Source organism: Nocardia sp. NPDC051981, assembly GCF_040680715.1.
Classification (GTDB): Bacteria; Actinomycetota; Actinomycetes; order Mycobacteriales; family Mycobacteriaceae; genus Nocardia.
Genome location: NZ_JBFAXK010000005.1, coordinates 114400 through 138792 on the forward strand (window position 1 = coordinate 114400; position 24393 = coordinate 138792).

A 24393-nucleotide genomic window follows, 5' to 3' on the forward strand; every position below is an offset into this window, starting at 1 on the left:
GGGGAAGAGTCTCGCGGGCATCCGGTGCCGTGGGCGTCTGCGCGTGTCCGCCTGGGCACGATTCGGATAACGAGAACGGTAGCGACGCGGTAGCTGAATCGCTCGGTGAGCGCGAGAATTAGGGGATCGTTAGGGGCATCGGACTTTTCGGGCCGATCGGATGCAGCTGAACGATAACCGCGGATCATGAGGCTGCCACGACCACCCGGATTGTCCGGAACGAGTCGTCCGATACGCGCGTGCCGGGGGTCCCGACCGCCAACACTGGTGGAATGCGCCATTGGCGCGAATGATCCCATTCCTCCGTATATCTGGGGAGATGATCGACGATGATCCGGTCACGGAAGTCGGCCCTCACCGCATTCACCACCTGCGCCGCCGCAGCCGCGGCGCTCGTACTCGCCGCACCGCAGGCGTCGGCGTATGTCACCAGCGTCAGCGTGTCCAGCGGTTCGAGCATCGGTCTCGGCGGCTACGGCACCAACTGCTCGTACACGGTCACCGTGAACGGCAGCCCGTACGAATACGTCTGGCTCTACGACAGCAACACCGCCACTTTCGGTCAGCAGCAGTTCAGCCTGGGCAGCGGCGGTACCGGGACCTCGAGCTGGACGCCGACCTCGACCGGAGTGCACTACATCCAGGCCTGGACCTACAACGGCTCGCAGTGGGCGCTGGTGACGGTCAGCACCGGCATCAACCTCGGCAGCGCCTGCGTGGTCACCGGCTAGCGGCGCGGGCCCGGTCCGCGCGAGTACCCGGTAGTCCGGTGCCGGGTGTGCGATATCCGGCACCGGGCCAATGGGTTCGGCCCTGTACGCCGATCAATCACGCGGGAGCGGGTAGTCGCGGTGATCGGACCAGATGCCGGCCACCGCGCGGACGGTCGGGCACGGCCACGCCGCCGGTTCCTGGCCGCCACGGGAGTCGGGCTGCCGGCACACCGAGCAATGGCCGCCCGTGTCGGGGGTGTGCTGGCCGAGGATCAGCCGCAGCGCCGCCTGGTGCCGCAATAGTTCCTTCGGGGTCGGTGCGCCGGGCAGGAACACCGACGACGGAGCGGTGCGGCTGCCGCGGCGGCGCACGTAACGCACCCATTCGTATTTGATCTCGCGGCCGGTGTCCTGGAAGTCGCGCTCGAGTTTCAGAGCGAATTCAGCGGCTTCCTGCTGCTTGTCGAGGCGGCCCGCGATGAACGCGCTGATATCCATCCACCCACGGTAGTCGGCACCGGCGACTACGCCGCGAATCCGCCCGCCGGCGCCGGGTGCGCGGTACCGCCCGGCACCGGGCATTACTCTTGACCCGGTGCACACCGAGCAGCCGCCCTCCGACGCCGAGCCCCGTATCTGGGGTGGAACGACCCTCACCGAACGCCGTGAGGCGCGCCGGGCCGCGTTGCTCGAGGCCGCACTGGATCTGATCGGTGAGTCCGGGGCGGGTGCGGTGACCATGCGCGCGGTGTGCCGGCGCGCCAACCTGACCGACCGCTACTTCTACGAATCCTTTGCCAGCCGAGACGAACTGCTCGATGTGCTCTACCGCCAGATCGCCGAGGAGTTCCTGGATCCGATGACGGCCTTCGCGGTCGCCGACGATCCGGACCGGGATCGCGCGCTGTCGGAGACGCTGGTGGCGAAGGTGCTCGAGGATCCGCGCAAGTCGCGGCTGTTTCTGGTGGAGCCGTATTCCTCGACGGGGCTGGGGCAGACGACGATCGCGGTGATGCCCGCGTTCACCCGGTTGATCCAGGATCACCTGTTCGCCCATATCGAGGATCCGGTGCGACGGCGGCTGGCGGCGGTCACCATGGCCAGCGGTAACGCGGGCATGTTCTCGGCGTGGCTCAATGGCACGCTGCGCGCCACGCGCGAGCAGATCGTCGACCATCTGGTGGAGACCATCGACGCTTATCGCGGCGTGTATCGCGGCTGACCCGGGCGATTGCCGCCGCCCGGATCCGCTTGCGGCGCAGCGGGTTCGGCTCGGCCGATCAGGCGGCCGGTACCGCGGCGTGGACGCGGTCGAGTGATCGGCGCAGTATGCGCACCCAGGGGGACCATCGGGCCGGTTCGGCGGGCGGGTGCCCCATCTCCGTCGCGGCGCGATCGAGCAGTTCCTCGAGCACCGCATCGTGCAGCCAGCGGATGGCGAGGCTCCACAGCAGCCGGCCCCGCGGCGTGCGGGCCCGGGCGACGATGAGATGCCTCATCACGCAACCCCGTTCACCGCGATCGATGATCTCGAAGGTATGCGTGCCGGCGAAGGGCATGCTCGGCGCGAAGGTGAACTCGACGGCGCGGCCGGGTTCGTACGCGGTGCAGACGTAGCGGATGCTGCCGTGCCCGCCGTCGGCGCCGACCTGCAGCGGCCGGTCCAGGATCAGGACCGGCCAGTGCTCGCCGGGCCAGAGCGGATTGCCCGGCTCGGCCACCGCATCGAGCAGGGCACCGGCCTGCTGCGCCGACACCGGCAGTTCTCGCTGGTGAATGTTCCAGATCATCGACTCACCCGTTCCGTACGGTACCGTATGTTCCGATTCCATACGGTACCGTACGGAGCTATGGCGGAGAAGAGGCGACGGCTCAGCCGTGACGATTGGGTCGCGGCCGCGCTGGCCGCGCTCGGCGAGGGCGGCGTGGGCGCGGTCGCCATCGAACCCCTGGCCGCGCGGCTGGGCGCGACCAAGGGCAGCGCCTACTGGCATTTCGCGAATCGGGACGAGTTGCTGGCGGCGGCCCTGCAGCGCTGGGAGCACGAGGAGACTGATGCGGTGATCGCGCTGGTGTCGGCCGAACCAGATCCGGCGGTCGGGCTGCGGACGCTGCTCGGCGCGGCGCTGGCGCATCCGCAGCAGAAGCTCGCGGTGCTGCTGGCCGGGGCGACGGATCCGCTGGTGGAGCCGGTGCTGACCCGGGTCACCGTGCGGCGCATCGAGTATCTGGCCGAACTGTTCACCCGGCTCGGGTTCGCCGACCCGGTGGCGAAACATCGTGCGGCACTGGCGTATTCGGCGTATCTGGGCACAGGTCAGCTGTGGCGGACGATGCGCGGCACGCTACCGGCCGACCATGAGGCCTGGGAATCCTACGTCGACGAGATCTGGCGGGTACTGACCGCCCCGGGTCCGACCGGGCACGAACCGGCGCCGGGCGGCGCGGAGTCGCCGCGAGATTCGGGTTAGACGCTCAGGGCCGCATCGCGGCCGTGGGTGAGCACCAGGTCGAGCAGCCCGGGGAAGCGGGCCTCGAGGTCCTCGGCACGCAGCCGGTTGAGGCGGCGGGTGCCCTCGTCGCGCTGACGGATGACGCCGGCTTCGCGCAGGGTTCGGAAGTGCCCGCTCTGGGTGGATTTGCTGATCGGCAGGTCGAAGGTGGTGCAGGCCAGTTCGCCGTTCTCGGCGGCGGCCAGGCGGGTGACGATGGTGAGCCGGACGGGGTCGGCGAGGGCGGCCAGCACGGTGGTGAACCGCAGTTCGTCGCGGGCGGGGTGAACCAGTTCGGTTGCGGTTCGGCTTGCCATGGCGTCCAGGTTAGTCCACATGTTCACAAATTCCGAACATCCTGTTATGTTCGGAATTATCGAACATGCCTGTGCCGGGAGGACGCCATGACCGTCGAGCAATCCACCGCGGCCCCCGAAGACGCTGCCGCCCCGCAGGATTCACCGCCCGGGAGCGGTGCGCGGTTCCGGGGCACCGCCTACACGCTGCTGATCCTGTTGACCGGCACGAATGTGGCCACACCGCTGTATCACGGCTACGCGCATCGGTTCGGATTCTCACCGCTGGTGCTGACGCTGGTGTTCGCGGTCTACATGGGGGTGCTGATTCCCGCGCTGCTGATCGCCGGTCCGGCCTCGGATGCACTGGGGCGGCGCCGGATTCTGCTGCCCGCGCTGGCGCTGGCGGCGCTGGGCACGGCGGGTTTCGCGCTGGCCACCGATGTGGTGTGGTTGTTCGCGGCCCGCATCCTGCAGGGGCTGGCCGTCGGGGCGGCCTCGGGCGCGCTCACCGCCGCGCTGACCGAGCTGGAGCCGCACGGTAACCGCCGCCGCGCGGCGCTGGTATCGGCGGTGGCCTCGGCGGTCGGCATGGGCCTGGGCCCGATGCTGGGAGCTGTTCCGGCGCAATATCTTCCGGCTCCATACGCGACGCCGTTCGTGGTGGAGCTGGCGCTGCTGGTCCCGGCCGCGGTGGCGGTGGCGGCGCTGCCGGAGACCGCGACGGTCACCCGGTGGCGGCCGCGGCGGCCGAGTATCCCGGCCGGGATGGGTGCGGTCTTCGCGGCCGCGGGCACGGGCGCGTTCCTGGGTTTCGCGGTGGTCGGCGTCTTCCTCACGCTGATCCCGACCTATGCCGCGACCCTGTCGGGCAGTGCGAATCTGGTGGTCGGTGGCGCGGCGGCCGCGCTGCTGCCCGCGGCGTGGGCGGTGGCGCAGCTGGTCGGTTACGGCAAACCCGAACGGGCCCTGGACTTCACGGGATTCCCGCTGCTGGCGGTGGGCCTGGGACTGCTGGCGGTCGCGGGGGCGGTCTCCTCGCTGCCGTTGCTGTTGTTCGCGACGGTGCTGGCCGGGACCGGTCACGGCCTGGTATTCCTGTCGGGATTGACCGCGATCAATGCGGCCGCGCCGGCCGATCGGCACGCCGATGTGCTGTCGACCTACTTCGTGATGGCCTATTGCGGCAGCGGCGGCCCGGTCGTCGGTGTCGGCCTGCTGGCGGGCGCGACCGGTTTGCTGGCTGCGGTGCAGATCTTCGCGGCGGTGGTGGCGGTGCTGTGTGTGGTGCGGCTGGTGGCGCGGGTCGCGGTCGAGGCGTGCGCGAATGCGACGGCGCTCACGTCGGGTTGCCGATCGCGGCGGGCGGGTGTTTACTTCTGGTCGCAAGGTGCCGTCGTTAGCTGAGGCTCCTTCACGGATACAGGCCGGCGATCCCGAACGTCGAGAGACGCCCCGGATCAGGACAGGTTTCCCCGAGCTAAGGGGATGCCCCGACCGGCTCCCGCCACCCGTGGCGGGTTTACGCCGTGGAGTGCTGAAGGTCTTACGAGGGGTGGTACCCGTACCGGCGATGTCGCGCCGGTCCCACTCCCCTGGCATGTGTGCATGTGGCGTCGAGGAGGTGGTGGTCGTGCCCGATGGACCGGATCGAGTTCCGTTAGCCAATCGTTCACTCGGCGTCACTCCCGCACTCTCCTGGCCGCTACCCGTGCCCCGGTAGCGTCCGAGTCCGGAGTGCGCCGTCCTGCGCTGGGAGATCGAGATGACCATGTGGGAAATGCTGCTGCGGCTCGGCGCGGGTGTCGGGTTGGGCGCGGTGATCGGGTTCGAGCGTCAGTTCCGGGCCCGGATGGCCGGACTGCGGACGAATTCGCTGGTCGCCGCCGGGGCGACCTTGTTCGTGCTGCTGTCCGCGCACGGCTTCAACGGCGGCTCGGCGGATCCGACTCGTGTTGCGGCGCAGATCGTTTCGGGTATCGGCTTCCTGGGCGCCGGCGTGATCCTGCGCGACGGGTTCAATATCCGCGGCCTGAACACCGCCGCGACGCTGTGGTGTGCGGCGGCGGTGGGCGCGCTCGCGGGCGCCGGCATGTATTCGACCGCGGTGGCGGGCACGGTGGCGGTGGTGGTGGTCAATACCGCGCTGCGCACGGTGGCGCGCACGGTGGATCGCCCCGGCGTCGACGAGGTCGAGGCCCAGGAGGCGTTGTACGCCTTCCACGCCGACACCGACGACGCGCACGAGGCGCATGTGCGGGCACTGCTGGTGCAGTCGCTGACACGCACCGATTTCCGGCTGGTGTCGATCTCGAGCCACGACACTTCCCCGGGCCGGGTGCAGGTGCGGGCGGAGTTGACCGGTGACCGCCGCGACGACCGGCAGATGGAGGCCGCGGTGAGCCGGTTGAGCCTGGAGCCTTCGGTGACCAGCGTCGGGTGGCGCACGGTGCCGCTGCGGGCGGAGGCCGAGGAGTGAACGCGGCGCTGCGGTTGTATCCGTTGCGCGGGGTGCTGGCCATGAGCGCGTTCGTCGTCGGGATCAACCGCCTGTTCTGGCGGCGGCTGTACGCGCTGGCGCAGCGCCGCTACTCCCTGTGACGTGGAGGATGTCATGACCGATACCGTTGCCACCGGCCAGATTCTGATGGATCCGACCGATATCGACATGTCCTTCACCGGGGCGTCGGGGGAGCGGCTCAATGTGCTCGACCAGGTGAATCTGCAGCTGCGCGAGGGCGAGATCGTCGCGTTGCTGGGCCGGTCGGGGTCCGGGAAATCGACGCTGCTGCGGTTGATCGCGGGGCTGCTGGCCCCGACGGGCGGGCAGGTCCGGTACCGGGAGCAGCCGTTGCGGGGCGCGAATCCGGGTGCGGCGCTGGTGTTCCAGTCCTTCGCGCTGATGCCGAGGCTGACGGTGCAGGACAATGTGGAGCTGGGGCTGGCGGCGCGCGGGTGGGGCCGCTACGCCGAGTTGTACGACTACGACACCGATTCCGGCCGTATCACCGCCGATCTGCGCGTGTGCCGAGTCACACCATCGCCGACGGGATCACCGTGGTCAGGCCGCCGTCGACGAGCAGGTCCTGACCGGTGATGTAGGAGGCGTCCGCGGAGGCCAGGAACGCGACGGCGGCGGCCACCTCGTCGCTGTCGCCGACCCGCCCGAGCGCCACCCGTGACCCCGCGGTGGCCTGCGCGTCGGCGGCGGCCTCGGCCCGGTAGGCGGGGGTGTCGATGTAGCCGGGGCTGACCGAGTTCACCCGAATCCCGCGGGGCGCCAACTCCGCCGCCAGCGTCCGCGTCAAATTCTGCACCGCCGCCTTCGTCGCCGAATACAGTGCGGCGCCGGGCGCGCCCCGATACGGGGCGAAGGAGGCGTTGAGGACGATCGCACCCCCGTCGACCAGCAGCGGCAGCATGTGCTGCACGGTGAAGAACGCGGCCTTGAAATTGATCCCCACCACCCGATCGAATTCGTCGCCGGTGACCGCCGAAACCGGTTGGAACGCACCGATTCCCGCATTCACGAACGCCACATCCAGCCGCCCGAACCGCTCGGACACCACCCGCGCCAGCGCCGCGAGATCCTCGGGCTCGGTGGCGTCCCCGGCCACCCCGACCGCCCGCTCCCCCAGCTCGGCCACCGCGGTGTCCAGCCGGTCCTTGTCACGCCCGGTCACGACCACCCGCGCCCCCTCCGCGAGGAGCCGCCGCGCGGCGGCCAGCCCCATCCCGCTGCTACCGCCGGTGATGAGCGCGACCTTGTCCTGGAACCGGAACCCGTTGTGTGTCATGGCTTCAGCCTGCCGGGGCGCGCGATGGGTAAACAGTGCGCAGTTATCGTGGGTGTGCCACCACCACCCTGCCGAGCACGGCTCCCGCCGGCGCCGCCGGTGGTGACCGTTGTCAGTCCCTCAGCTCACAGATGACGACCGGGATCTCGCGGGTGGTCCGCTCCTGGTAATTCGCGTAGCCCTGGTACGCCGAGGTGATCTGCGGCCACAATTCGGCTCGTTCGCTGTGATCCGCGGTGTGTGCGTGCACTTTTCGCCGTCGGCCGTAGATCACCAGTTCGGCATCGGGGTGCGGCTGGAGGTTGCGGCCCAGAAATGTGAGCAGGGTCAACATTACTGGGCCGCGGTCCGCGAGGACGACTCGGTGCCGGCGAGCTCAGGCGGGCGGGGCCAGGCGCAGGCGGTGGAGCTGATCGAGGCGAGCGGCGGTGTCGGTGCCGGCGCGGGGGTTGTAGAGAACCAGGTGACGGTCGGATTGGTCGGCGAGGGTGAGGGTGGTGGCGTCGAAGTGGAGTGCACCGGCCTCGGGGTGTTCCAGCGCGTTGACCGCCTGCTGGGCCGGGCCGACATCGTGACGGGACCACAGGCGCGCGAATTCCGGACTGCGGGAGGCGAGTTCGGTGATGACGGAGTCGAAGCCGGGGTCGCCGGGGCAGAGCGCGGAGTCGGCACGGTAGGCGGCCACGACCGCAGGGGCGGCCTCGGACCAGGTCTGCGGCATGGCCAGGTAGCGCGGGTTGGTGAAATAGGTGACCAGGCAGTTGCCGCCGGGGCCGTCGTAGCCGAAGACGGCGCGGGCGGTGTCGTTGTAGGCCAGCACATTCCAGTAGCGGTCGCGCAGAACGGCGGGGCGGGGGTTCCAGACGTCGAGCAGGTTGCGGATCTCGGCGCTGATGCCGGTGCCGCTGTCGGTGGCGGTGCAGGGCGGGTTGAGGCCGGCCAGGACGTAGAGGTGAGCGCGTTCGGGGGCGGTGAGCTGCAGGGCGGCGGCGACGGCGTCGAGGACGTCGGTGGAGACGGTGATGTCGCGACCCTGTTCGAGCCAGGTGTACCAGGAGACGCCGACGCCGGCGAGGACGGCGACTTCCTCGCGGCGCAGGCCGGGGGTGCGGCGGCGGCCCGCGGCGGGCAGTCCGACCTGATCGGGGGTGAGGCGGGAGCGCCTGTCGCGCAGGAACTCTCGCAGTTGGTCGCGTCGTCGGCCCGCTGTGTCCATACTTCACGCTAACAATCACGCGTGTCCGTTTCGTTCGGGTCCCGGTTAGCATGTGACCGAATTCGGGTCTCGAGGGGGGCGGATGCGGCAGATTCTGGTGGCGGCGATGGTGGCGCTGGCGGTGTCGATCACGGTGACGCCGTTGCTGATCCGAGTGCTCACCCGCCACCGGCTGGGGCAGCAGATCCGCGCGGACGGCCCGGCGAGCCATCTGGCCAAGCGCGGCACCCCGACCATGGGCGGGCTGGCGATCCTGATCGCCCTGTGGTGCGGGTACGGGGCCGCGCACCTGGTGGGGATGTCCTACGAGGGGACCGGCACGACCGCGTCGGGGCTGCTGGTGCTGGGGTTGGCGACCGCGCTGGGCGCGGTGGGTCTCCTCGACGATGTCATCAAGCTGTCCCAGCAGCGCAGCCTGGGGCTGACCGCGTCGGGCAAGTATCTCGGGCAGGTCAGTGCCGCTGTGCTTTTCGGGGTGCTGGCCCTGCATTTCCGCGGCGGTTCGGGCCTGACGCCGGGCAGCCGTCAGGTGTCGATCGTGCGCGACATCTCCACGATCTCGCTGGGGCTGACCGGGTTCCTGCTGGCGGCGATCTTGTTGGTGGTGGCGTGGTCGAACGCGGTCAACATCACCGACGGCCTGGATGGGCTGGCGGCGGGTTCGGTAGGTCTGGCACTGGGGTCGTATGTGCTGATCACGTTCTGGCAGTACACCCATTCGTGCGCGATCAAGGCGGTGCCGGGCTGCTACACGGTGCGCGATCCGCTGGATCTGGCGCTGGTGTGCGCGGCCGGGGCGGCAGCGTGCGTCGGATTCCTGTGGTGGAACGCGGCTCCGGCGAAGATCTTCATGGGTGACACGGGGGCGCTGGCGCTGGGCGGGCTGCTGGCGGGACTGTCGATCACCACACGCACCGAACTGCTGATGGTGGCGGTGGGCGCGTTGTTCGTGGCCGAGATCCTGTCGGTGCTGTTGCAGATCGTCATGTTCCGCACCACCCGCACGAGGCTGTTCAAGATGGCGCCGTTCCATCACCATTTCGAGCTGACCGGGTGGCCGGAGACCACGGTCATCATCCGGTTCTGGCTGCTGGCCGCGATCGCCTCGGCCACCGGATTGATCGCCTTCTACGGTGAGCATCTCACCACCACCGGCTCCCGGCTGCCCTGAGACCCGGAAATGCCGTGTGGCCCATCCGGAAGCATTTCCGGATGGGCCACACGGGTTTTCGGGTCAGTGCACGACGGCGGGCACGTCGGCCTCGGCGGGTACGGCCGGTTTGGCGCGGGGCAGGAAGAACGCGGGGATCAAGGTGGCCGCCAGCAGGCACAGCGCCACCACGAAGGTGTGGGCGAAGGCGCGCGCGGCGAGGTCGAAGCCCTCGCCGAGCAGGGTGTGCGGCAGCTGCGCGAGCTGGCCGTTGTAGCGCGACCCGATGGCCGCGTTGGCCAGCGACGGGTCGGGAGCGCCCGGGGGCAGCTGCACGCCCTTGTCGCCCAGGGTGTCGCCCCGGTTGAGCAGGGTGGTCAGCACCATGGAAATGGTTGCGGTGCCGATGGATCCGGCGGTCTGGTTGACGATGTTCATCAGCGTCGACCCACGCGCGACCTCGCTGTGGGTCAGCGTCTGGATGGCGGCGGTCATGGTCGGCATCATGGTGCAGCCCATGCCCAGACCCATCACGAACAGCACCCCGCACAGCAGCGTATAGGGGGTGTCGGCCGTGACCTGGGTCAGGAACGCCATGGACGCCGCCATGACGGTGATACCGGTGAGCACGATCTTGCCGGGCCCGATCTTGTCGACCAGCCGTCCCGCGATCGGCATGGTGAGCATGGCGCCCAGGCCCTGCGGGGCGATGAGCAGACCGGCGGCCAGGGTCGATTCGCCGCGCACCTGCTGCAGATACGACGGCAGCAGCAGGCCGGAGCCGAAGAACGCCATGGCGAACAGGGTCATGGTCAGCACCGCGAAGCGCAGCGGCTTGTTCTGGAACAGCCGCAGTTCGATCAGCGGGTGCTCGGTGCGCAGGGCGTGGAAGACGAACCCGATCAGCAGCGCCAGGCCGATGATCGCGGGGATGAGCACCTTGGCCGATTCGACGGTGCCCTCACCGGGAATCGAGGACACGCCGTAGAGGAAGGCGGCCAGACCGGGTGAGGCCAGCAGCATGCCCAGGAAGTCGAAGCTCTGCGAGGGTTCGGGGTTGTCGCGCGGGAAGACGACGAACGCCAGGATCAGCGCGATGATGCCGATGGGCAGGTTGATCAGGAAGATCCAGTGCCAGCTGAAGGATTCGATCAGCCAGCCGCCCAGGATCGGGCCGGCGATCGGGCCCAGCAGCATGGGCACGCCCAGCACGGCCATGACGCGGCCGATGCGCTGCGGGCCGGCGGCATGGGTCATGATCGTCATGCCCAGCGGCATGAGCATGCCGCCGCCCAGGCCCTGGAGGACCCGGAAGGCGATGAGGGACTCGATGTTCCAGGCCGTCGAGCACAGCACCGAACCGAGCACGAAGAACACCAGCGCCATCATGTAGAGGCGTTTAGTGCCGAAGCGGTCGGCGGCCCAGCCGGTGAGCGGGATGACGGTCGCCAGGGCGAGGGTGTAGCCGGTCATCGACCAGGCGGCAATGGCGTAGGTGGTGTCGAAGTCGTGTTGGAAGGTGGGGATCGCTACGGTCACGACGGTCACGTCGAGGATCGACATGATGGCGCCGAGCACCACGACACCGGCGATTTTGAAGACGCCGATGTCCAGTTTGTCGTCGGCGGAATCGGCCGCCACGGTATCCGGAGGGGTGGTCACCGGTTCAGCCTGCCAGCCGGTCGGTTACGAAACCAGCACATATTGATATCGGCGTTTCGGCGGCATCCGGGCAGCATCGTCATCGTGTCTCATTCCGACGGTGGCGGCCGGCCATCGTCATTGTCGTAGAAGTTCTCCGCGGCCGCGTCGGCGGCGGCCTCGGCTCGCATCTCGAACTCGGACGGGTCGCCCGGATCCGGTTCGCGCACATCGCTTCTGCCCTCGGAATCGATGGGATCGACGGGGATGCGATCGGTGCTCACGAGGGATCCTCTCTGCAGCGCGATGGTCGCCAGGAGCCGGATCACCCGATCATACCGAGCAGTAGCAAATATCCGGCGATTTCCCCGGCGCCCCGGTCGGGTCCCTCGGCGCGCGTACGCTGGCGTTCTCGAGCGATCCAGTCGAGGAGATCATTCACGATGACCGACCCGGTAGTGGGCCTGACCGGTACGCTGACCTCGCCGATCCGGGGCAAGGGACTCCTCGGTGAAGTGCAGGTCGCTATTAGAGGGGGAACCGAGCTCTACATCGCCCGCGCCGAGGAGCCGTTGCCGGCCGGCGCGACCGTGCTCGTCGTGGCCGTGCATCCAGGGCGCATCGTCGATGTTGTTGCGTGGATTCCCCTTCCGGGCGATCGATAGATCGAGAACTTCTTTCCACGAATAGAGGGAGACAGCGATGCTCGGGTACCACGTTCCGGCGCCGGACCAGGCGATGCTGGTCAGCGGCGGCCGCGGCGGCAAGGACAACGCACCGTTTCGGGTGATCATCGGGCACGGCGCGTGGGTGGTGCCGTTGTTCCGCAAGGTGCGGTATCTGTCGCTGGCCATGTTCGAGGCCGAGATCGGCGAACGCTGCGTCACCAAGCAGGCCATCCAGCTCGATGTGCGGGCGGTGATCGCGTTCAAGGTCGCCAACGACACACAGTCGATCGTCAATGCGGCACAACGGTTCCTGTCCGAGCAGGAGCGCGAGATGAGCGTGCTGACCGGGCGCATCTTCTCCGGGCATCTGCGCTCGATCGTGGGCTCGATGACGGTAGAGGAGATCATCCGCGAACGCCAGAAGCTGGCCGACGAGGTGCTGGTGGCCTCCAAGGTGGAGATGAGCAATATCGGGCTGTGGGTGGACTCGTTCCAGATCCAGCACATCGACGACGGCAACCTCGGCTACATCGCGGCCCTGGCCGCCCCGCACAATGCCGCGGTCAAGCGGGACGCGCAGATCGCGCAGGCCGCGGCCGCGCAGCTGGCGGCCCAGGCCGAGCAGGAGTCCCAGCGCAAGCAGGCCGAGTACCAGCGCGAGACCGCGATCCTCAAGGCCCAGTACCAGCGCGATATCGACAAGGCCAATGCCGAAGCGGCGCAGGCGGGTCCGCTCGCGCAGGCCACCGCGATGCAGGAGGTGCTGTCCGCACAGGCCGAGCAGGCGCGCAAGCAGGCCGAGCTGCGCGAGCAGCAGTTGCAGGCCGAGGTGGTGAAACCGGCTCGGGCAGAGGCGGATCGGGTGCGGATCCTGGCCGAGGCCGAGGCCGATCGCACGCGCATCCAGGCCGAGGCGGCGGCGTCGAACAACCGGATCGCGCTGGATCAGCTGCTGATCGAGCAGTTGCCCGAGATCGTCAAGCAGGCGTCGGTGGGCCTGTCGAAGGCGAATCTGACCGTGCTCAACGGTCCCGACGGGGTCTCGGAGATCGTGAACGGCATGGTGGGCCAGGGGCTGACGGTCTTCAATTCGTTGCAAAAGGCACTTTCCTCCAACAATGATCAGCCCGCGGACTAGAGTGACCGCCAGAGGGACGCGGCGACAAGGAGCGGGTGTTTAGGTGTCCATCGGGAAATTGGTGTCGTTCGACAGCTCTCGGGGTTTCGGATTCATCCGTCCGGAAGACGGTGGTCCGGATGTGTTCGTGCACGTCAACGACATCGGGCTGGACGAGGACGAGTTGCGCCAGGGGCGGATGTTCGAATTCGATGTGACCGAGGGTGATCGGGGTCCCAAGGCGATCAACCTGGCGGTGGTGCCGGGGCAGTCGGCCCCGGTGCGGCACGCCAAGGGCAAGGATCATCGGGGGTCGGGGCAGATGAGTGCGGCCGAGCACCGCCGGCTGATCACCGAGTTGCTGCTGGATGCCTCGCCGCAGCTGACCGCGGCGGAGATCATCACCATCCGCGACCGGCTCACCGCCTTCGCCGATCAGCACGGGTGGATCGAGAACTGACCGGTTCGCATTACGATCGGTCTCGGGTCCATCGCGAACCGAGGAGGTCGTGTGCAACTGCCCGTCATGCCACCGGTCAAACCGATGCTGGCCAAATCGGTCTCGGACCTGCCCCGTGACCCGGGGTTGCTGTTCGAACCGAAATGGGACGGCTTCCGCTGCATCGTCTTCCGCGACGGCGACGAGATCGAACTGGGTTCCCGCAACGACCGGCCCCTGACCCGGTACTTCCCCGAACTGGTGGAACTACTGGGTCGGGCGCTGCCGGACAAGTGCGTGGTGGACGGGGAGATCGTGGTCGTCACCGAGAACGGCCTCGATTTCGACACGCTGCAGAACCGGCTGCATCCGGCGGCCTCGCGGGTGAAGAAGCTGGCGGTGGAGACACCGGCCAGCTTCGTCGGCTTCGACCTGCTGGCGCTGGGCGAGCAGGATCTGACCGATCGGCCCTTCGCCGAGCGGCGGCGGATGCTGGAAACCGTGCTCGACGGGCAGGCCCCGGGCACGCATCTGACGCCGATGACCGAGGACCCGCAGGTGGCGGCGGACTGGTTCACCCGCTTCGAGGGCGCCGGGTTCGACGGGGTGATGGCCAAGGCGGCGGATCTGCCGTACCTGCAGGACAAGCGGGTGATGCTCAAGATCAAGCACGAGCGGACCGCCGACTGCGTGGTGGCCGGGTTCCGCTGGCACAAGGACGGGCAGGGGGTGGGGTCGCTGCTGCTGGGGTTGTTCGACGACGAGGGGAATCTGCATCACGTCGGGGTGGCGTCGAGTTTCACCGCGGCGCGGCGCAAGGAGCTGGTGGGTGAGCTGGAACCGTTGCGCGAGAACGCGCTCGAACAGCATCCGTGGCGGTCGTGGGCCGATGCGGCCGCGCAGGCCACGGCGGACGGGAAGATGCCGGGCGGGGTGAGCCGCTGGACCGGCGGCAAGGATCTCTCGTGGGAGGCGCTGCGCCCGGAGCTGGTGGCCGAGGTGCGCTACGAGCATGTGATGGCGGGCCGGCTTCGCCACGGTGGCCGGCTGGTGCGGTTCCGCACCGACCGCACCCCCGACTCGTGTACCTACGCCCAGCTCGACGAGGTGGCCCCCGCCGAGCTGGCCGACATCTTCGCCGACGCCAGGAACGCGAAAGGGACTGCGCGGTGAGCGATTCGGTGGAGCTCGAGGTGGCCGGGCATACGGTCGGCGTCTCCAATCCGGGCAAGGTGTACTTCTCCAAGCGTGGGGAAACCAAGCTGGATCTGGTGAATTACTATCTGGCCGTTGCCGATCCGATCATGCGGACCATCGGCGGGCGGCCGGTGCTGCTGGAACGGTATCCGGATGGGGCCTCGGGCAAGTCCTGGTTCCAGAAGCGGGTGCCGAAGTCGGTGCCGGACTGGTTGCAGACCACGGTGGTGTCGACGCCGAACGGGACCACCAGCGACGCGCTGGTCGCTGTCGATATGGCGCACATCGTGTGGGCGGTAAACCTGGGCTGCCTGGGTTTCCACGTCTGGCCGACCCATGCCGGCGCCGAGGCCGCCTCCACGTTTCCGCCGGTCATGGACGCGGCCGGCACTGTCCTGCCGCCGACCGGTGTGACCGATGAGTTGCGCATCGATCTGGACCCCTCCCCCGGTATCGGTTTCGACGATCTGCGCGCGGCGGCCTTCGCCACCCGCGAGCTGTGCACCGAACTGGGTATCGATGTGCGCGTGAAGACCTCCGGCTCGCGCGGTCTGCACCTGTACGCGCTGCTGCAACCGCAGTGGGACGGCTATCAGGTCCGCGCCGCGGCGGTCGCGCTGGCCCGCGAGCTCGAGCGCGGCCACCCCGACCGCATCACCGCCGCCTGGTGGAAGGAAGAGCGGGGTTCGCGGGTGTTCGTCGATTTCAACCAGAATGCCCCGCACAAAACGGTTTTCGGTGCCTGGTGTGTCCGCCCGAAGGTCGGCGCGCAGGTGTCCACCCCGATTTCGTGGGAGGCGCTGGAGGCGATCGTCCCGGACGAACTGACCATCGCGACGGTTCCGGCCCGGGTCGCCGAACTGGGTGACCCGTGGGCCGATCGTGTCCCCCAGTCCCTGGAGCCACTGCTGGAGATGTCGGAGAAGGACATGGCCGCAGGGTTGATGGACGCGCCCTGGCCGCCGGTCTATCCGAAGATGCCCAACGAGCCGCCGCGCGTGCAGCCGAGCAAGGCCCGCAGGGACACCGCCGAATAGCGGTGTGCTGGTAGCACTCTCACCGCGCAGCCCCGACGAGCCGCACTCGCCGGGGCTGCGCGGTTGTGAGATGTCTCTTGGTGGCGGACGGCGAGTTGTGGCGTTACCGTCATCGGCGACAACGCCGACGACTCGCGCTATATCTGGAATGTCGTGCTGTCCGAACAGTTTCCGACACACCACCGACAGGAGGGACATTCGATGGACAGCAATATCGAACGCGTGGCGTGGGACCACCGGGCCGCCGCCGCGTACGTGCGTGCGGCCGGTGATGCCGCGGCCCTGCTGAGCACCGCGAAGGATCATGCGCACACCGTGGCCGGTATGGACCTGTCCGGGCTGGGGACCCTCGGCGACGGGTTCGCCGCGGCCTGGGCGGCGGCCTGGACCACCCACGGCGGCCACCTGCAGACCGCGTCGGCGCTCACCGGCGCCTACGGCCAGGTCGTTACCACGTGGGGGACCGTGCTCGGCGGGGTGGACACCGAGTCCACGGCCAGGATCGCCGGCGCCGTCCCCGGCACCGACGAAATCCAGGCGTAGGCCCCGTCAGCGGATCAGGGGGACAACCAATATGCAGACCGGCATTCCGGGCGCAGACCTCACCGCGGTGGAGGAACCCGCTCTGGTCACCGCCTTGGTCGCGCCGCTGGTGAAGCTGCGTGCGGCCCTGGGCGACGGGTCCCGCCCCGACGAGACAGCCCGGGCGGCGCTGGCGGCGGTGGCGGGCACCGTGCGCGCGGCCGTGGACGCCCACCGCGGCGGGATCACGCCGCTGGCGTCCACCGAGACCGCAGCGGCGGCGGTGCCCGTCCTGAAGCGCACGGGCGACGAGGTGGGGGGCCCTGGCCGACGTGGCGGACACCCTTGCGCCGCTGGTGACCTCGGCCTACGCCACCCGCGACGAGGCCGCCGCCATCCTGGCCACCATCACCGCGGCCACCACCGCCGCCGCCCGCCACCGCGCCGAACTGCTGGCCCACCTCAGCGACACCCTCACCTAGCCGTCCTGGCTGCCGTCCCCGAACAGCGCAAGCTGACGCGACGAAGCGGCCGATCCCCCGATCTTGCGCAGACACCGGGCGCACGTCACCTCCGCCCGGGTCGGTTCCAGCGCAGTCGGCGACCACCCGGCAACACCGGTGTGGCACAACAGCTCCGGAACCTCCTCGCCCTCGACCCAGTGCCCGAGGCTGACCGCGTGCACGGTGCGCCCGGACCGCACGACGGCGTGCACACCCGAGTCGCCGAACACCGCTCGCGCGGCGGAGGCTAGAGGAGCGATATCGGTCATGCGCCCAAACGATAGGTCCGGTCACCGACAAACCCACCCCGCCACCGGGGCCTGCTCCGGGCACTCGCCGACGTAATGTGTGGGTTACGACGACCTGTCCTGCACCTGCTCGAAGGACGCTCACACCGCCTCGGCGCCCCGGTGTGGAGTCTCGATACCGATCACGCACACCGCCGATGGTGTTGTGTCGTAGGACTTTTCGCTGCGCACGCCTATTCAGGCGGCGTCGGCGGTGGGCTGCTGGATGTCGAGGGCGGGTTCGCGGGCGGCGCGCAGGATCAGGTGGAGCAGGGCCACGACGAGGGTTTGGTCGAGGGGGCTCCAGGTCAGGGACATGCGGTTGTGGACGAAGCCGACGGAGATGCCGGAGCGGGGGTCGGTCCAGCCGGTGGAGCCGAAGGCGCCGACGTGGCCGTAGCCGCGGGGTGCGCGCGCCGCGGGAAGGCTGTGATAGCCCAGGTGCCAGAACGGGACCAGCAGGCTGCGGTCGAGGCGGTAGGTGCGGATGCGTTCGAGTTCGCGGACGGTCGGGGTGGACAGGTAGGGCGGCCGTCGACGTATCCGTCACAGGCCAGGGCGCTGTACATTTTCGCCAATGCCGTTGCGGTGCAGACGGCGTTGCCGGCGGGCAGGGCGGTGTCGAGGATGGCGGGGTCGTCGCCGCGGAAGATGGATTCCAGGCCGGGAACGTAGATCGACGAGAGCGGGGCGCGCAGCAGGCGGGGCAGGCGCGGGACGGCGGCCGGGATGCCGCGTTCGGCAAGGGTTTTCAGGGAGCCGACGAGGTGGGCGGGCCGGGTGCGGGACCCGGCGGGCGGGCGGCCCAGGTGGATGCCGTCGACGCCGAGGGGGTCGGCGACCTCGCTGCGGTAGAGCTGGGTCATCTCGCGGCCGGTGACGGCGCGGGCCAGTCCGCTCATGAGCCAGCCGATGGTGAGGGCGTGGTAGATCGGTCTGCCCAGCAGCTCATCGGGTTTCGCGGCGGCCAGCCGCGCTTCCATGAGTTCGTGGTCGAGGACCTCGCCGGGGGTGGCGGCGGGCAGCGCGGACAGGCCGCCGCGGTGGCTGAGCAGTTCGGTGACGGTGATGCGGGCCTTGCCGTTGGCGGCGAACTCGGGCCAGTATTCGGCGACGGGGCGGCGTAGTCGAGCAGCCCGCGGTCGGCCAGCCGCGCCAGCACGGTCGCCGAGACACCCTTGGATACGGAGTAGACCATGGCGCCGGTGTCGGCGGTCCAGGGGGTGCCGTGGGCGTCGGCGGCGCCGGCCCAGACATCGACGACCGGTTCGCCGTGCTGGTAGACCGCCAGTGCGCCGCCGTTGCCGCGGCGGCCGGCGAAGACGCGGGCGAAAGTCTTGATGGCGGAGTCGAATCGGGGTTCGGTGGTGCCGTGCACCCCGGTGGGCAGTCCGGCAGCGGCGGCGGAGCTGGAGGTCGTCATCGATCCACGGTAGCCGCGCGGCGACCACCTCGACAAGGTGTGTCTGGGACAATTTTCCGGCGTGGTGGAGAGTTCGAATGTCGGTACCGTCTGCCACAGTGACGGTCATGGATCCGGTGACCTTCCCCGACGCCGCCGCCTTCGACGCCTGGCTCGAAGCCAATCACGCACGCCCGGAAGGGGTTTGGATCCGCATGGCCAAGAAGGGCTCGGGCATCACCACGCTCACCGAGGACGAGGCGGTCGATGTCGGACTGTGCTGGGGCTGGATCTCCGGGCAGCGCAAGGCCTTCGACGCCGACTACTACCTGCAGAAGTATGTGCCGCGCCGCCCGCGCAGCCACTGGTCGCAGGTCAATGTCGACAAGGTCGCCCACCTGATCGCCGCCGGGCGCATGCGCGCGCCGGGACTCGCCGAGGTCGACGCAGCCCGCGCGGACGGGCGGTGGGCCGCAGCCTACCCGTCGCAGGCGAACTTCACGGTGCCGCCGGATCTGGCTGCCGCGCTGGCCGATCGACCCCGCGCCCGGCACGCCTTCGATGCCCTGGACCGGGCCCGCCAGTATGCGATCGTGCTGGAGTTGCTGCGGGCGAGAACCGCGAAAACCCGCGCTTCCCGTCTCGACAAGGCGCTCGGCAGCCTCGAATCACACTGAAACCGACCGATTCCGGGTGCCGGATCTGGCTCCGGCACCCGGAATCGGTTCGTGCCGGGTTCAGTTCAGTCGTTCGGCCAGCAGCGGCGCGAGGGTGCGCAGCACCTCGAGGTAGTCCCCGCCGACGACCTGCGGCGCGACATGGTTCGCACCTGCGTGCACGTGTTCGGCGAGCCGGTCGGCGACCTGGGTGGCGCTGCCGTGTGCGACGACCGCGTCCACGAACCGGTCGCTGCCGGGCTGGGTCAGGTCGGTCTCGTCGAAACCGAAGCGGCGCAGGTTGTTCACGTAGTTGACCAGGCCCAGATAGAATCCGGCCTTCTCGCGGCCGGCGACCCGGGCTCGCACGGTGTCCTCGTCGAGGACCACCTTGTGCTCGCTGACCAGCAGCTTGTCGGGGCCCAGGATGCCGCGCAGCTCGGCGGTGTGCTCGGGCACGGTCAGATACGGCAGGGCGCCGGCGCTGCGGTCGCGCGCGAGTCGCGCCACTCGCGGGCCCAGCGCGGCCAGTGCGCGGCCCTGCTGCGGGACGCCGCGGGCGTCGAGGATGTCGAGGTAGTTCACCAGGGCGTCATAGGGTTTGGTGTAGGTGCCGGTGTGCTCGGGGTGGCCGACGCCGATGCCGAGCAGGAACCGGCCGGGGAATTTCTCCGCGAGCCGCAGGTAGGTGTCCGCGGCCGCCTCGGCGGTGGAGCCCCACACGTTGACGATGCTGGTGGCCACGACGATCGATTCCGATCCGGCCAGCAGTTTCTCGTAACCGTCCCAGTCGGTCGGCGGCGATCCGCCCAGCCAGACCGCGCCGTAGCCGAGGTCTTCGAGTTCACGCACCGCTTCGGGGGTGAACTGCGTGTAGAACTGCCATGCACCGAACTTGCCCAGGTAGTCGAATGCCATATCAGCGGCCAACGCATCAAGATCACGACGCATTCCCGGCGGCGTTGTCGAATTCGGCGCGCGCGGCGAGCACCTCGTCCATGTGGCCCTCGGCCCACTGCTGCAGCCGGGTCAGGATCACCAGCAGGCTCTGCCCGAGCGGGGTCAGCGAATAGTCCACGCGCACCGGTACCTGCGCGGTCATGCGCCGCACCACCAGGCCGTCGCGTTCGAGGGTGCGCAGGGTCTGGGTGAGCATTTTGTTGCTGACCGCGGCCACGGTCGCGCCGATCTCACCGTAGCGGCGCGGTCCCGGGCCGAGCGCGGCCAGGATCAGGCAGGTCCACTTGTCGCCGATGGTGTCGAGCATCTGATTGGTGGGGCAGGCGGCGAGGAAGGCGTTGTACTCGACTTTGGCCTGTTCCCGGCGTTGCGCGGCGGTGGTGGTCGGCATCGTCACTCCCCTGGTGCGGGCCCGGTCGCGAGCCCGGATCGACTACTGGCTGTGCAGGTACAGCCGACGCGGTGGCGTGCGCATTCCCGCCCGCAGGGACCGCTTCGGGTCGCGATCCGCGTTCTCACCGGTGACTTGGATACTTTTCGGTGCCTACTGGCCGGGCACCCGGACCCCGACCTACGGTGAATCCACGCCCCGCACCGCCGGTCACCCGGCGCGGCGGCGTTCCACCGGTGGACCTTCATTCCTTCCCAGTCACAGGAGCATTCCCATGCGTGCTGTTGCTTTCTCCCGTTTCGGCGGTCCGGAGGTCCTCGACCTGATCGACGTCCCCGTACCCGTCCCGGGACCGGGTGAGGTGCTGGTGAAAATCGCTGCGGCCCCGGTCAATCCGGTCGATATCGGGGCGCGGGCCGGGGCGTTCGCCGCGCTGCTGCCCGAGCGCGACCATTACGTGCCCGGCGTCGAATTCTCCGGCTGGATCGAGGCGACCGGTCCGGGAGTGGCCGACGCCGAGCCGGGGCGGCTGGTGGTCGGGCTGATTCCCTGGCTGGCCACCTTCGACGGCGCCTACACCGAGTACGTGACGATTGCGGCCGAGCTGGTCGCGGCCGCCCCGACCGGCGTCGATCCGACCGCCGCGGCGACCCTGCCGCTCAATGCGATCACCGCTGACCTGGCCGTGGCGGCGGCCCCCGGAGCCCGCGTGCTGGTGACCGGCGCGGCCGGCGGTGTCGGCGGATACGCGGTGCAGCTGGCCGCGGCACGGGGCGCGACGGTGATCGCCGTGGCCGGGCCCGGAGACGAAGACCTGGTGAAGTCACTGGGTGCGACCGAATTCGCCACGCGCGGTGAGGATCTGACGCGGCGTGTGGGCGCGGGCAGCGTCGATGCCGTCATCGATGCCGCGCTGGTGGGTGCGTCGCTGCTGCCGCTGGTGCGCGACGGCGGCGCGTTCGTGGCGCTGCTGCCGCCGGTGACCCCGCCCGCCGAGCGCGGGATCACGGTGACGACGGTCCAGCAGGCCCCCGACGGCCGCCGACTGGCCGAGCTGGTGGATCTGGTGGAGGCGGGCACGCTCACCCTGCGCATCGCGGAGACCTTCCCGCTGGCCGAGGCCGCCGCCGTGCACGCCCGCTTCGAGAAGGGCGGCCTGCGCGGGCGACTGGTGTTGCTCCCCTAGGCGGCTTCGGGTCGGCCCTGGGCGCGGAATTGTCCTGGCGCCACCCCGAATTCGCGCTTGAATGCTTTGGCGAACGCGTATTCGGAGGTGTAGCCGGACTTTTCCGCGACCACCCGCAGCAGGGCGTCGGACTCGCGCAGCAGCCGCGCCGCGCAGGTCATGCGCCACCAGGTCAGATAGGTCAGCGGGCCGGTGCCGAGGGTGGCGGTGAAGCGTTGCGCGAACACCGAGCGCGACACCCCGGCGCGGGCCGCGAGGGACTGCACCGTCCACGGCGCGCCCGGCTCGGCGTGAATGGCCTGCAAGGCGGTGTGTACGGCCGGATCCCGCAGTGCCGCAACCCAGCCGGTGCCGGTGGGGTGGGCGTCGTGCCAGGCGCGCAGCATGAACAGCAGCAGCACCTCCAGCAGCGGCGCGATGGCCCCGGACCCGTCCTGGGTGTCGAGCTCGTGGCCGAGCAGATCGATGGCGGCACGCAGCGGGCTGTGGTGGCCGACGCGGGCGGGCAGATGGATCACATCGGGCAGTTCCGCCAGCGCGGGGTGCGGGCGTGAGCCGTCGAGAGAATAGGCGCCGCACAGTAATACGGTCTCCGCGCCGGACGCGCTCACGGTGCGTGCGGGTTCGGGACTGTCGGCGATGGCGTGGCCGCGGCTGCGCGGCATGAACGCCACGTCGCCGACCTGCAGGTGCACCGGTTCCCCGCCGTCGGGCAGCAGCCAGCACGAACCCTGCAGCACCACATGGAATCCGGCGCTGTTGCCCTGCGCCGGGAAATGCGTGCGCCAGGGCGCGTGCTTGACGGTCCGGTTGGAGTGCGGGGTGCCCAACCGCATCGCGGCGACCGCGTCGCTGAGAATGTCCACCACCCAACCGTACCGGCCATTCCACCGTCACCGGACGATCGGATATCAGGACCGGACTTTCGAGCATGGATCGTCCGGATCGTGATCCATAGCGTGAACTGCGAGCCGATCGAGCGGCTCGCACCCTTCACTCGATGGAGTTGTCTCCCATGCGTATTGCCGTACACGGCGCCAGCGGTTTCACCGGTTCCCTCGTCGTGGCCGAGCTCGTCCGCCGCGACCTCACCCCGGTCCTGGTCGGCCGCGACCCGGACCGCCTGCGCCGCATCGCCGACCAGGCCGCGATCCCGCAGGCCGAGATCCACGTCGCCCGCCTCGACGACACCGCGGCCCTCACCGCCGCGTTCGCGAGCACCGACGCGGTGATCAATGCCGCCGGACCCTTCACCCTCTGGGGCGAACCGGTCGTGCGCGCCGCCATCGCCGCCCGCCGCCCTTACCTCGACACCACCGGCGAGCCCGCCTACCTGCACAAGATCCTCACCACCTACGACGAACCCGCGAAACAGGCCGGGATCGCCGTCGTTCCGGCCGTCACCGACGACGGCGTGCCCGGCGACCTCATCGCCGCATTGACCGCGGCCCGCCTCACCGCCCCGATCGGCGAGGTCGTCATCGCCGACCTGCGCCGCCCCGGCGCCGCATCCCGGGGCACCGCACGCTCCATGGCCGCCATCACGGTCGCCGAGCAGATCGAATACCGTTCCGGCAGCTGGCAATCGGTGCAGGTATCGGAATCCACCCTGTTCGAACCGGGCGAGGCCGAACCAGTGCCCATGAGCACTCTCGCGCTGCCGGGCGTCTACACCATCCCCCGTCATCTCGAGACGCCCCGCGTGCGCGGGGTGATCCGCAGCGAGGTCGGCGAGCTGTTCGCGAGCCTGAATTCCGAAGTCGCCGAAACCCTTCCGGAGGCCCCCGACCCGGCCGCGCTCGACGCCGCGCGCTGGTTCATGCTCGCCGAGGCCACCGGCGTGGACGGCCGCCGCGCCCGCGGCTGGGTGACCGGGTTCAACGCCTACGCCTCCACCGCGGTCATCGCCGTGGAGGCCGCGCGCCGGCTGGTCGCCGACGGCGCCCCGGCCGGAACCCTCGCCCCGGCCCAGGCCTTCGACGCCGCGAGCTTCCTCGACCACCTCGCCACCACCGGGGTGACCTGGCAGGTCGAGGAGCTCGCCGCCGTTTGAACGCCGTGTCCCACACGGGAATCAGCGCCCGGCGTCGACCTTCGGGAAGGTGTCGCTGACCAGCGTGAGCAACGCGTCCGCGAGCAGGTGGTGCACCTGCTCGCGGGTCAGGCTGCCGCGCACGATCCACTCGCGCCCGGCCGCCTTCACCAGCCCGCCGTAACAGCGCACCAGCGCCCGCAATTCGGCCGAGTGCAGCGACTCGCTCAGCCCCATCATCTGGACCATGCGGTCGGCCGCGGCGTAGTCGGCCTCGTCGAGGATGCGCTGCACCTCGGGGTCGTCGCCGACGCCCTCGTGCCCGGTGACCTTGACCCAGGTGCTGCCGTGCTCACCGATGGTGTCCAGCAGCCACGAGACGCTGGCGTCCACCCGCTCCCGGGTGGTCCCGGCGGGCACGATCATCTTCTCCGGCCGCGGCAGCGTCACCATCCGCCGCACCACCGCGAGATACAGGTCCCGCTTGTTGCCGAAGTAGTGATTGATCAGCCCGCGCGCCACCCCGGCCCGCTGGGCCAGTTCGGCGGTGGACACGGCCGCATACGGGCGTTCGCCGAACATGTCGATGGCGCAGGACAGGATCTGCGCCCGGCGTTCGTCGGGTTCGAGCCGGCGCCGCCGCGACCGCGCGTCCCCCGCGTCCTCGGACGCGGGCGGCTCGATGTCGATA

General features: G+C 69.6%; 32 protein-coding genes, 1 pseudogene and 1 riboswitch. Of the genes and pseudogenes, 18 read left to right on the forward strand and 15 right to left on the reverse strand.

Going from position 1 to position 24393, the window contains the following annotated elements; translation table 11 throughout:
• Nucleotides 1-329: 329 nt before the first annotated feature.
• A complete protein-coding gene (locus tag AB0L60_RS11860; RefSeq protein WP_364611232.1) occupies nt 330-731 on the forward strand; it encodes a hypothetical protein in 402 nt (133 codons plus the stop codon).
• A gap of 93 nt (nt 732-824) precedes the next feature.
• Here AB0L60_RS11860 and AB0L60_RS11865 read toward each other — a convergent pair whose 3' ends face one another.
• Nucleotides 825-1211, reverse strand: coding sequence for a DUF6221 family protein (locus AB0L60_RS11865; protein WP_354833036.1), 387 nt, complete (start codon nt 1209-1211; stop codon nt 825-827).
• A gap of 97 nt (nt 1212-1308) precedes the next feature.
• On the opposite strand from AB0L60_RS11865, the gene AB0L60_RS11870 reads away from it, so the two are divergent.
• Entirely contained in the window at nt 1309-1935 is a 627-nt protein-coding gene (locus AB0L60_RS11870; protein ID WP_354833038.1) for a TetR/AcrR family transcriptional regulator, read from the forward strand.
• A 58-nt stretch (nt 1936-1993) separates the two neighbouring features.
• Here the strand turns inward: AB0L60_RS11870 and AB0L60_RS11875 are convergent, their stop codons facing one another.
• The gene (locus tag AB0L60_RS11875) at nt 1994-2503 is read right to left on the reverse strand and encodes an SRPBCC family protein (protein WP_364611237.1); all 510 of its coding nucleotides are present in this window, start codon (nt 2501-2503) and stop codon (nt 1994-1996) included.
• A gap of 60 nt (nt 2504-2563) precedes the next feature.
• Between AB0L60_RS11875 and AB0L60_RS11880 the strand changes: the two genes are divergently transcribed.
• On the forward strand, nt 2564-3184 hold the full coding sequence (locus tag AB0L60_RS11880; RefSeq protein ID WP_364611240.1) for a TetR/AcrR family transcriptional regulator: 621 nt from the start codon (nt 2564-2566) through the stop codon (nt 3182-3184).
• On the opposite strand, the gene AB0L60_RS11885 is transcribed toward AB0L60_RS11880, so the two are convergent.
• A complete protein-coding gene (locus tag AB0L60_RS11885) occupies nt 3181-3522 on the reverse strand; it encodes an ArsR family transcriptional regulator (protein WP_364611243.1) in 342 nt (113 codons plus the stop codon). The genes AB0L60_RS11880 and AB0L60_RS11885 overlap by 4 nt on opposite strands.
• An 87-nt stretch (nt 3523-3609) precedes the next feature.
• Here AB0L60_RS11885 and AB0L60_RS11890 point away from each other — a divergent pair, with 87 nt between their 5' ends.
• The 4 genes from AB0L60_RS11890 to AB0L60_RS11905 all read left to right on the forward strand — a co-directional run bounded on the left by AB0L60_RS11890 (nt 3610) and on the right by AB0L60_RS11905 (nt 6598).
• Entirely contained in the window at nt 3610-4908 is a 1299-nt protein-coding gene (locus AB0L60_RS11890) for an MFS transporter (RefSeq protein ID WP_364611246.1), read from the forward strand.
• Nucleotides 4890-5065: riboswitch (M-box (ykoK) riboswitch) on the forward strand. (Overlaps the previous gene by 19 nt.)
• Nucleotides 5066-5266: 201 nt before the next feature.
• A complete protein-coding gene (locus tag AB0L60_RS11895) occupies nt 5267-5980 on the forward strand; it encodes an MgtC/SapB family protein (RefSeq protein WP_364611249.1) in 714 nt (237 codons plus the stop codon).
• Complete coding sequence (locus AB0L60_RS11900) at nt 5977-6102, forward strand: hypothetical protein (protein WP_364611252.1); 126 nt, start codon at nt 5977-5979, stop codon at nt 6100-6102. The genes AB0L60_RS11895 and AB0L60_RS11900 overlap by 4 nt, the downstream gene beginning before the upstream one ends.
• A 13-nt stretch (nt 6103-6115) precedes the next feature.
• Nucleotides 6116-6598 (forward strand): ATP-binding cassette domain-containing protein, encoded by a 483-nt coding sequence (locus AB0L60_RS11905; protein ID WP_364611255.1) that lies wholly within the window; start codon nt 6116-6118, stop codon nt 6596-6598.
• Here the strand turns inward: AB0L60_RS11905 and AB0L60_RS11910 are convergent.
• The 3 genes from AB0L60_RS11910 to AB0L60_RS11920 all read right to left on the reverse strand — a co-directional run bounded on the left by AB0L60_RS11910 (nt 6534) and on the right by AB0L60_RS11920 (nt 8514).
• Nucleotides 6534-7298 (reverse strand): glucose 1-dehydrogenase, encoded by a 765-nt coding sequence (locus AB0L60_RS11910; RefSeq protein ID WP_364611258.1) that lies wholly within the window; start codon nt 7296-7298, stop codon nt 6534-6536. The two genes, AB0L60_RS11905 and AB0L60_RS11910, sit on opposite strands and share 65 nt — an antisense overlap.
• Nucleotides 7299-7410: 112 nt before the next feature.
• Nucleotides 7411-7632: a nitroreductase/quinone reductase family protein gene (locus AB0L60_RS11915; RefSeq protein ID WP_364611261.1), complete on the reverse strand. Its 222-nt coding sequence runs from the start codon at nt 7630-7632 to the stop codon at nt 7411-7413.
• Nucleotides 7633-7674: 42 nt separating this feature from the next.
• Entirely contained in the window at nt 7675-8514 is an 840-nt protein-coding gene (locus AB0L60_RS11920) for a helix-turn-helix transcriptional regulator (protein ID WP_364611264.1), read from the reverse strand.
• 82 nt (nt 8515-8596) lie between these two features.
• On the opposite strand from AB0L60_RS11920, the gene mraY reads away from it, so the two are divergent.
• Nucleotides 8597-9685: a phospho-N-acetylmuramoyl-pentapeptide-transferase gene (gene mraY / locus AB0L60_RS11925; protein ID WP_364611267.1), complete on the forward strand. Its 1089-nt coding sequence runs from the start codon at nt 8597-8599 to the stop codon at nt 9683-9685.
• A gap of 63 nt (nt 9686-9748) precedes the next feature.
• Here the strand turns inward: mraY and AB0L60_RS11930 are convergent, their stop codons facing one another.
• Entirely contained in the window at nt 9749-11326 is a 1578-nt protein-coding gene (locus tag AB0L60_RS11930; protein ID WP_364611270.1) for a DHA2 family efflux MFS transporter permease subunit, read from the reverse strand.
• Nucleotides 11327-11415: 89 nt separating this feature from the next.
• Nucleotides 11416-11589 (reverse strand): hypothetical protein, encoded by a 174-nt coding sequence (locus AB0L60_RS11935; protein WP_364611273.1) that lies wholly within the window; start codon nt 11587-11589, stop codon nt 11416-11418.
• Between the two features lie 159 nt (nt 11590-11748).
• On the opposite strand from AB0L60_RS11935, the gene AB0L60_RS11940 reads away from it, so the two are divergent.
• The 6 genes from AB0L60_RS11940 to AB0L60_RS11965 all read left to right on the forward strand — a co-directional run bounded on the left by AB0L60_RS11940 (nt 11749) and on the right by AB0L60_RS11965 (nt 16306).
• Entirely contained in the window at nt 11749-11970 is a 222-nt protein-coding gene (locus AB0L60_RS11940) for a hypothetical protein (protein ID WP_364611276.1), read from the forward strand.
• A gap of 37 nt (nt 11971-12007) precedes the next feature.
• Complete coding sequence (locus AB0L60_RS11945) at nt 12008-13111, forward strand: SPFH domain-containing protein (protein ID WP_364611279.1); 1104 nt, start codon at nt 12008-12010, stop codon at nt 13109-13111.
• A gap of 43 nt (nt 13112-13154) precedes the next feature.
• Nucleotides 13155-13550: a cold shock domain-containing protein gene (locus tag AB0L60_RS11950; protein WP_364611282.1), complete on the forward strand. Its 396-nt coding sequence runs from the start codon at nt 13155-13157 to the stop codon at nt 13548-13550.
• A 51-nt stretch (nt 13551-13601) separates the two neighbouring features.
• Nucleotides 13602-14702, forward strand: coding sequence for an ATP-dependent DNA ligase (locus AB0L60_RS11955; RefSeq protein ID WP_364611285.1), 1101 nt, complete (start codon nt 13602-13604; stop codon nt 14700-14702).
• A complete protein-coding gene (locus tag AB0L60_RS11960; RefSeq protein ID WP_364611288.1) occupies nt 14699-15763 on the forward strand; it encodes an ATP-dependent DNA ligase in 1065 nt (354 codons plus the stop codon). Before AB0L60_RS11955 ends, AB0L60_RS11960 begins: the two co-directional genes overlap by 4 nt.
• Before the next feature lie 201 nt (nt 15764-15964).
• On the forward strand, nt 15965-16306 hold the full coding sequence (locus AB0L60_RS11965) for a hypothetical protein (RefSeq protein WP_364611291.1): 342 nt from the start codon (nt 15965-15967) through the stop codon (nt 16304-16306).
• Between the two features lie 6 nt (nt 16307-16312).
• Here AB0L60_RS11965 and AB0L60_RS11970 read toward each other — a convergent pair whose 3' ends face one another.
• Nucleotides 16313-16588 carry a hypothetical protein gene (locus AB0L60_RS11970; protein ID WP_364611294.1) on the reverse strand — a complete coding sequence of 92 codons (276 nt, stop codon included), beginning with the start codon at nt 16586-16588 and terminating at the stop codon, nt 16313-16315.
• Nucleotides 16589-16617: 29 nt separating this feature from the next.
• Here AB0L60_RS11970 and AB0L60_RS11975 point away from each other — a divergent pair, with 29 nt between their 5' ends.
• The gene (locus AB0L60_RS11975; protein WP_364611297.1) at nt 16618-16767 is read left to right on the forward strand and encodes a hypothetical protein; all 150 of its coding nucleotides are present in this window, start codon (nt 16618-16620) and stop codon (nt 16765-16767) included.
• On the opposite strand, the gene AB0L60_RS11980 is transcribed toward AB0L60_RS11975, so the two are convergent.
• Complete coding sequence (locus AB0L60_RS11980) at nt 16764-17057, reverse strand: hypothetical protein (protein WP_364611300.1); 294 nt, start codon at nt 17055-17057, stop codon at nt 16764-16766. The two genes, AB0L60_RS11975 and AB0L60_RS11980, sit on opposite strands and share 4 nt — an antisense overlap.
• A gap of 326 nt (nt 17058-17383) precedes the next feature.
• Nucleotides 17384-18498, reverse strand: a pseudogene (locus tag AB0L60_RS11985) (serine hydrolase domain-containing protein).
• Nucleotides 18499-18575: 77 nt separating this feature from the next.
• Here AB0L60_RS11985 and AB0L60_RS11990 point away from each other — a divergent pair.
• Entirely contained in the window at nt 18576-19154 is a 579-nt protein-coding gene (locus AB0L60_RS11990) for a YdeI/OmpD-associated family protein (protein ID WP_364611303.1), read from the forward strand.
• A 60-nt stretch (nt 19155-19214) separates the two neighbouring features.
• Here the strand turns inward: AB0L60_RS11990 and AB0L60_RS11995 are convergent, their stop codons facing one another.
• Nucleotides 19215-20063, reverse strand: coding sequence for an LLM class F420-dependent oxidoreductase (locus AB0L60_RS11995; protein WP_364611306.1), 849 nt, complete (start codon nt 20061-20063; stop codon nt 19215-19217).
• 10 nt (nt 20064-20073) lie between these two features.
• On the reverse strand, nt 20074-20484 hold the full coding sequence (locus tag AB0L60_RS12000; RefSeq protein ID WP_364611309.1) for a helix-turn-helix domain-containing protein: 411 nt from the start codon (nt 20482-20484) through the stop codon (nt 20074-20076).
• Nucleotides 20485-20758: 274 nt separating this feature from the next.
• Here AB0L60_RS12000 and AB0L60_RS12005 point away from each other — a divergent pair, with 274 nt between their 5' ends.
• A complete protein-coding gene (locus AB0L60_RS12005) occupies nt 20759-21670 on the forward strand; it encodes an NADP-dependent oxidoreductase (protein ID WP_364611312.1) in 912 nt (303 codons plus the stop codon).
• Here the strand turns inward: AB0L60_RS12005 and AB0L60_RS12010 are convergent.
• The gene (locus AB0L60_RS12010; protein ID WP_364611315.1) at nt 21667-22536 is read right to left on the reverse strand and encodes an AraC family transcriptional regulator; all 870 of its coding nucleotides are present in this window, start codon (nt 22534-22536) and stop codon (nt 21667-21669) included. The two genes, AB0L60_RS12005 and AB0L60_RS12010, sit on opposite strands and share 4 nt — an antisense overlap.
• A 149-nt stretch (nt 22537-22685) precedes the next feature.
• Here AB0L60_RS12010 and AB0L60_RS12015 point away from each other — a divergent pair, with 149 nt between their 5' ends.
• Nucleotides 22686-23723, forward strand: a complete 1038-nt coding sequence (locus AB0L60_RS12015) for a saccharopine dehydrogenase NADP-binding domain-containing protein (protein ID WP_364611318.1) — start codon at nt 22686-22688, stop codon at nt 23721-23723.
• A 21-nt stretch (nt 23724-23744) separates the two neighbouring features.
• On the opposite strand, the gene AB0L60_RS12020 is transcribed toward AB0L60_RS12015, so the two are convergent.
• The gene (locus AB0L60_RS12020) at nt 23745-24392 is read right to left on the reverse strand and encodes a TetR/AcrR family transcriptional regulator (protein ID WP_364612014.1); all 648 of its coding nucleotides are present in this window, start codon (nt 24390-24392) and stop codon (nt 23745-23747) included.
• Nucleotide 24393 lies beyond the last annotated feature (1 nt).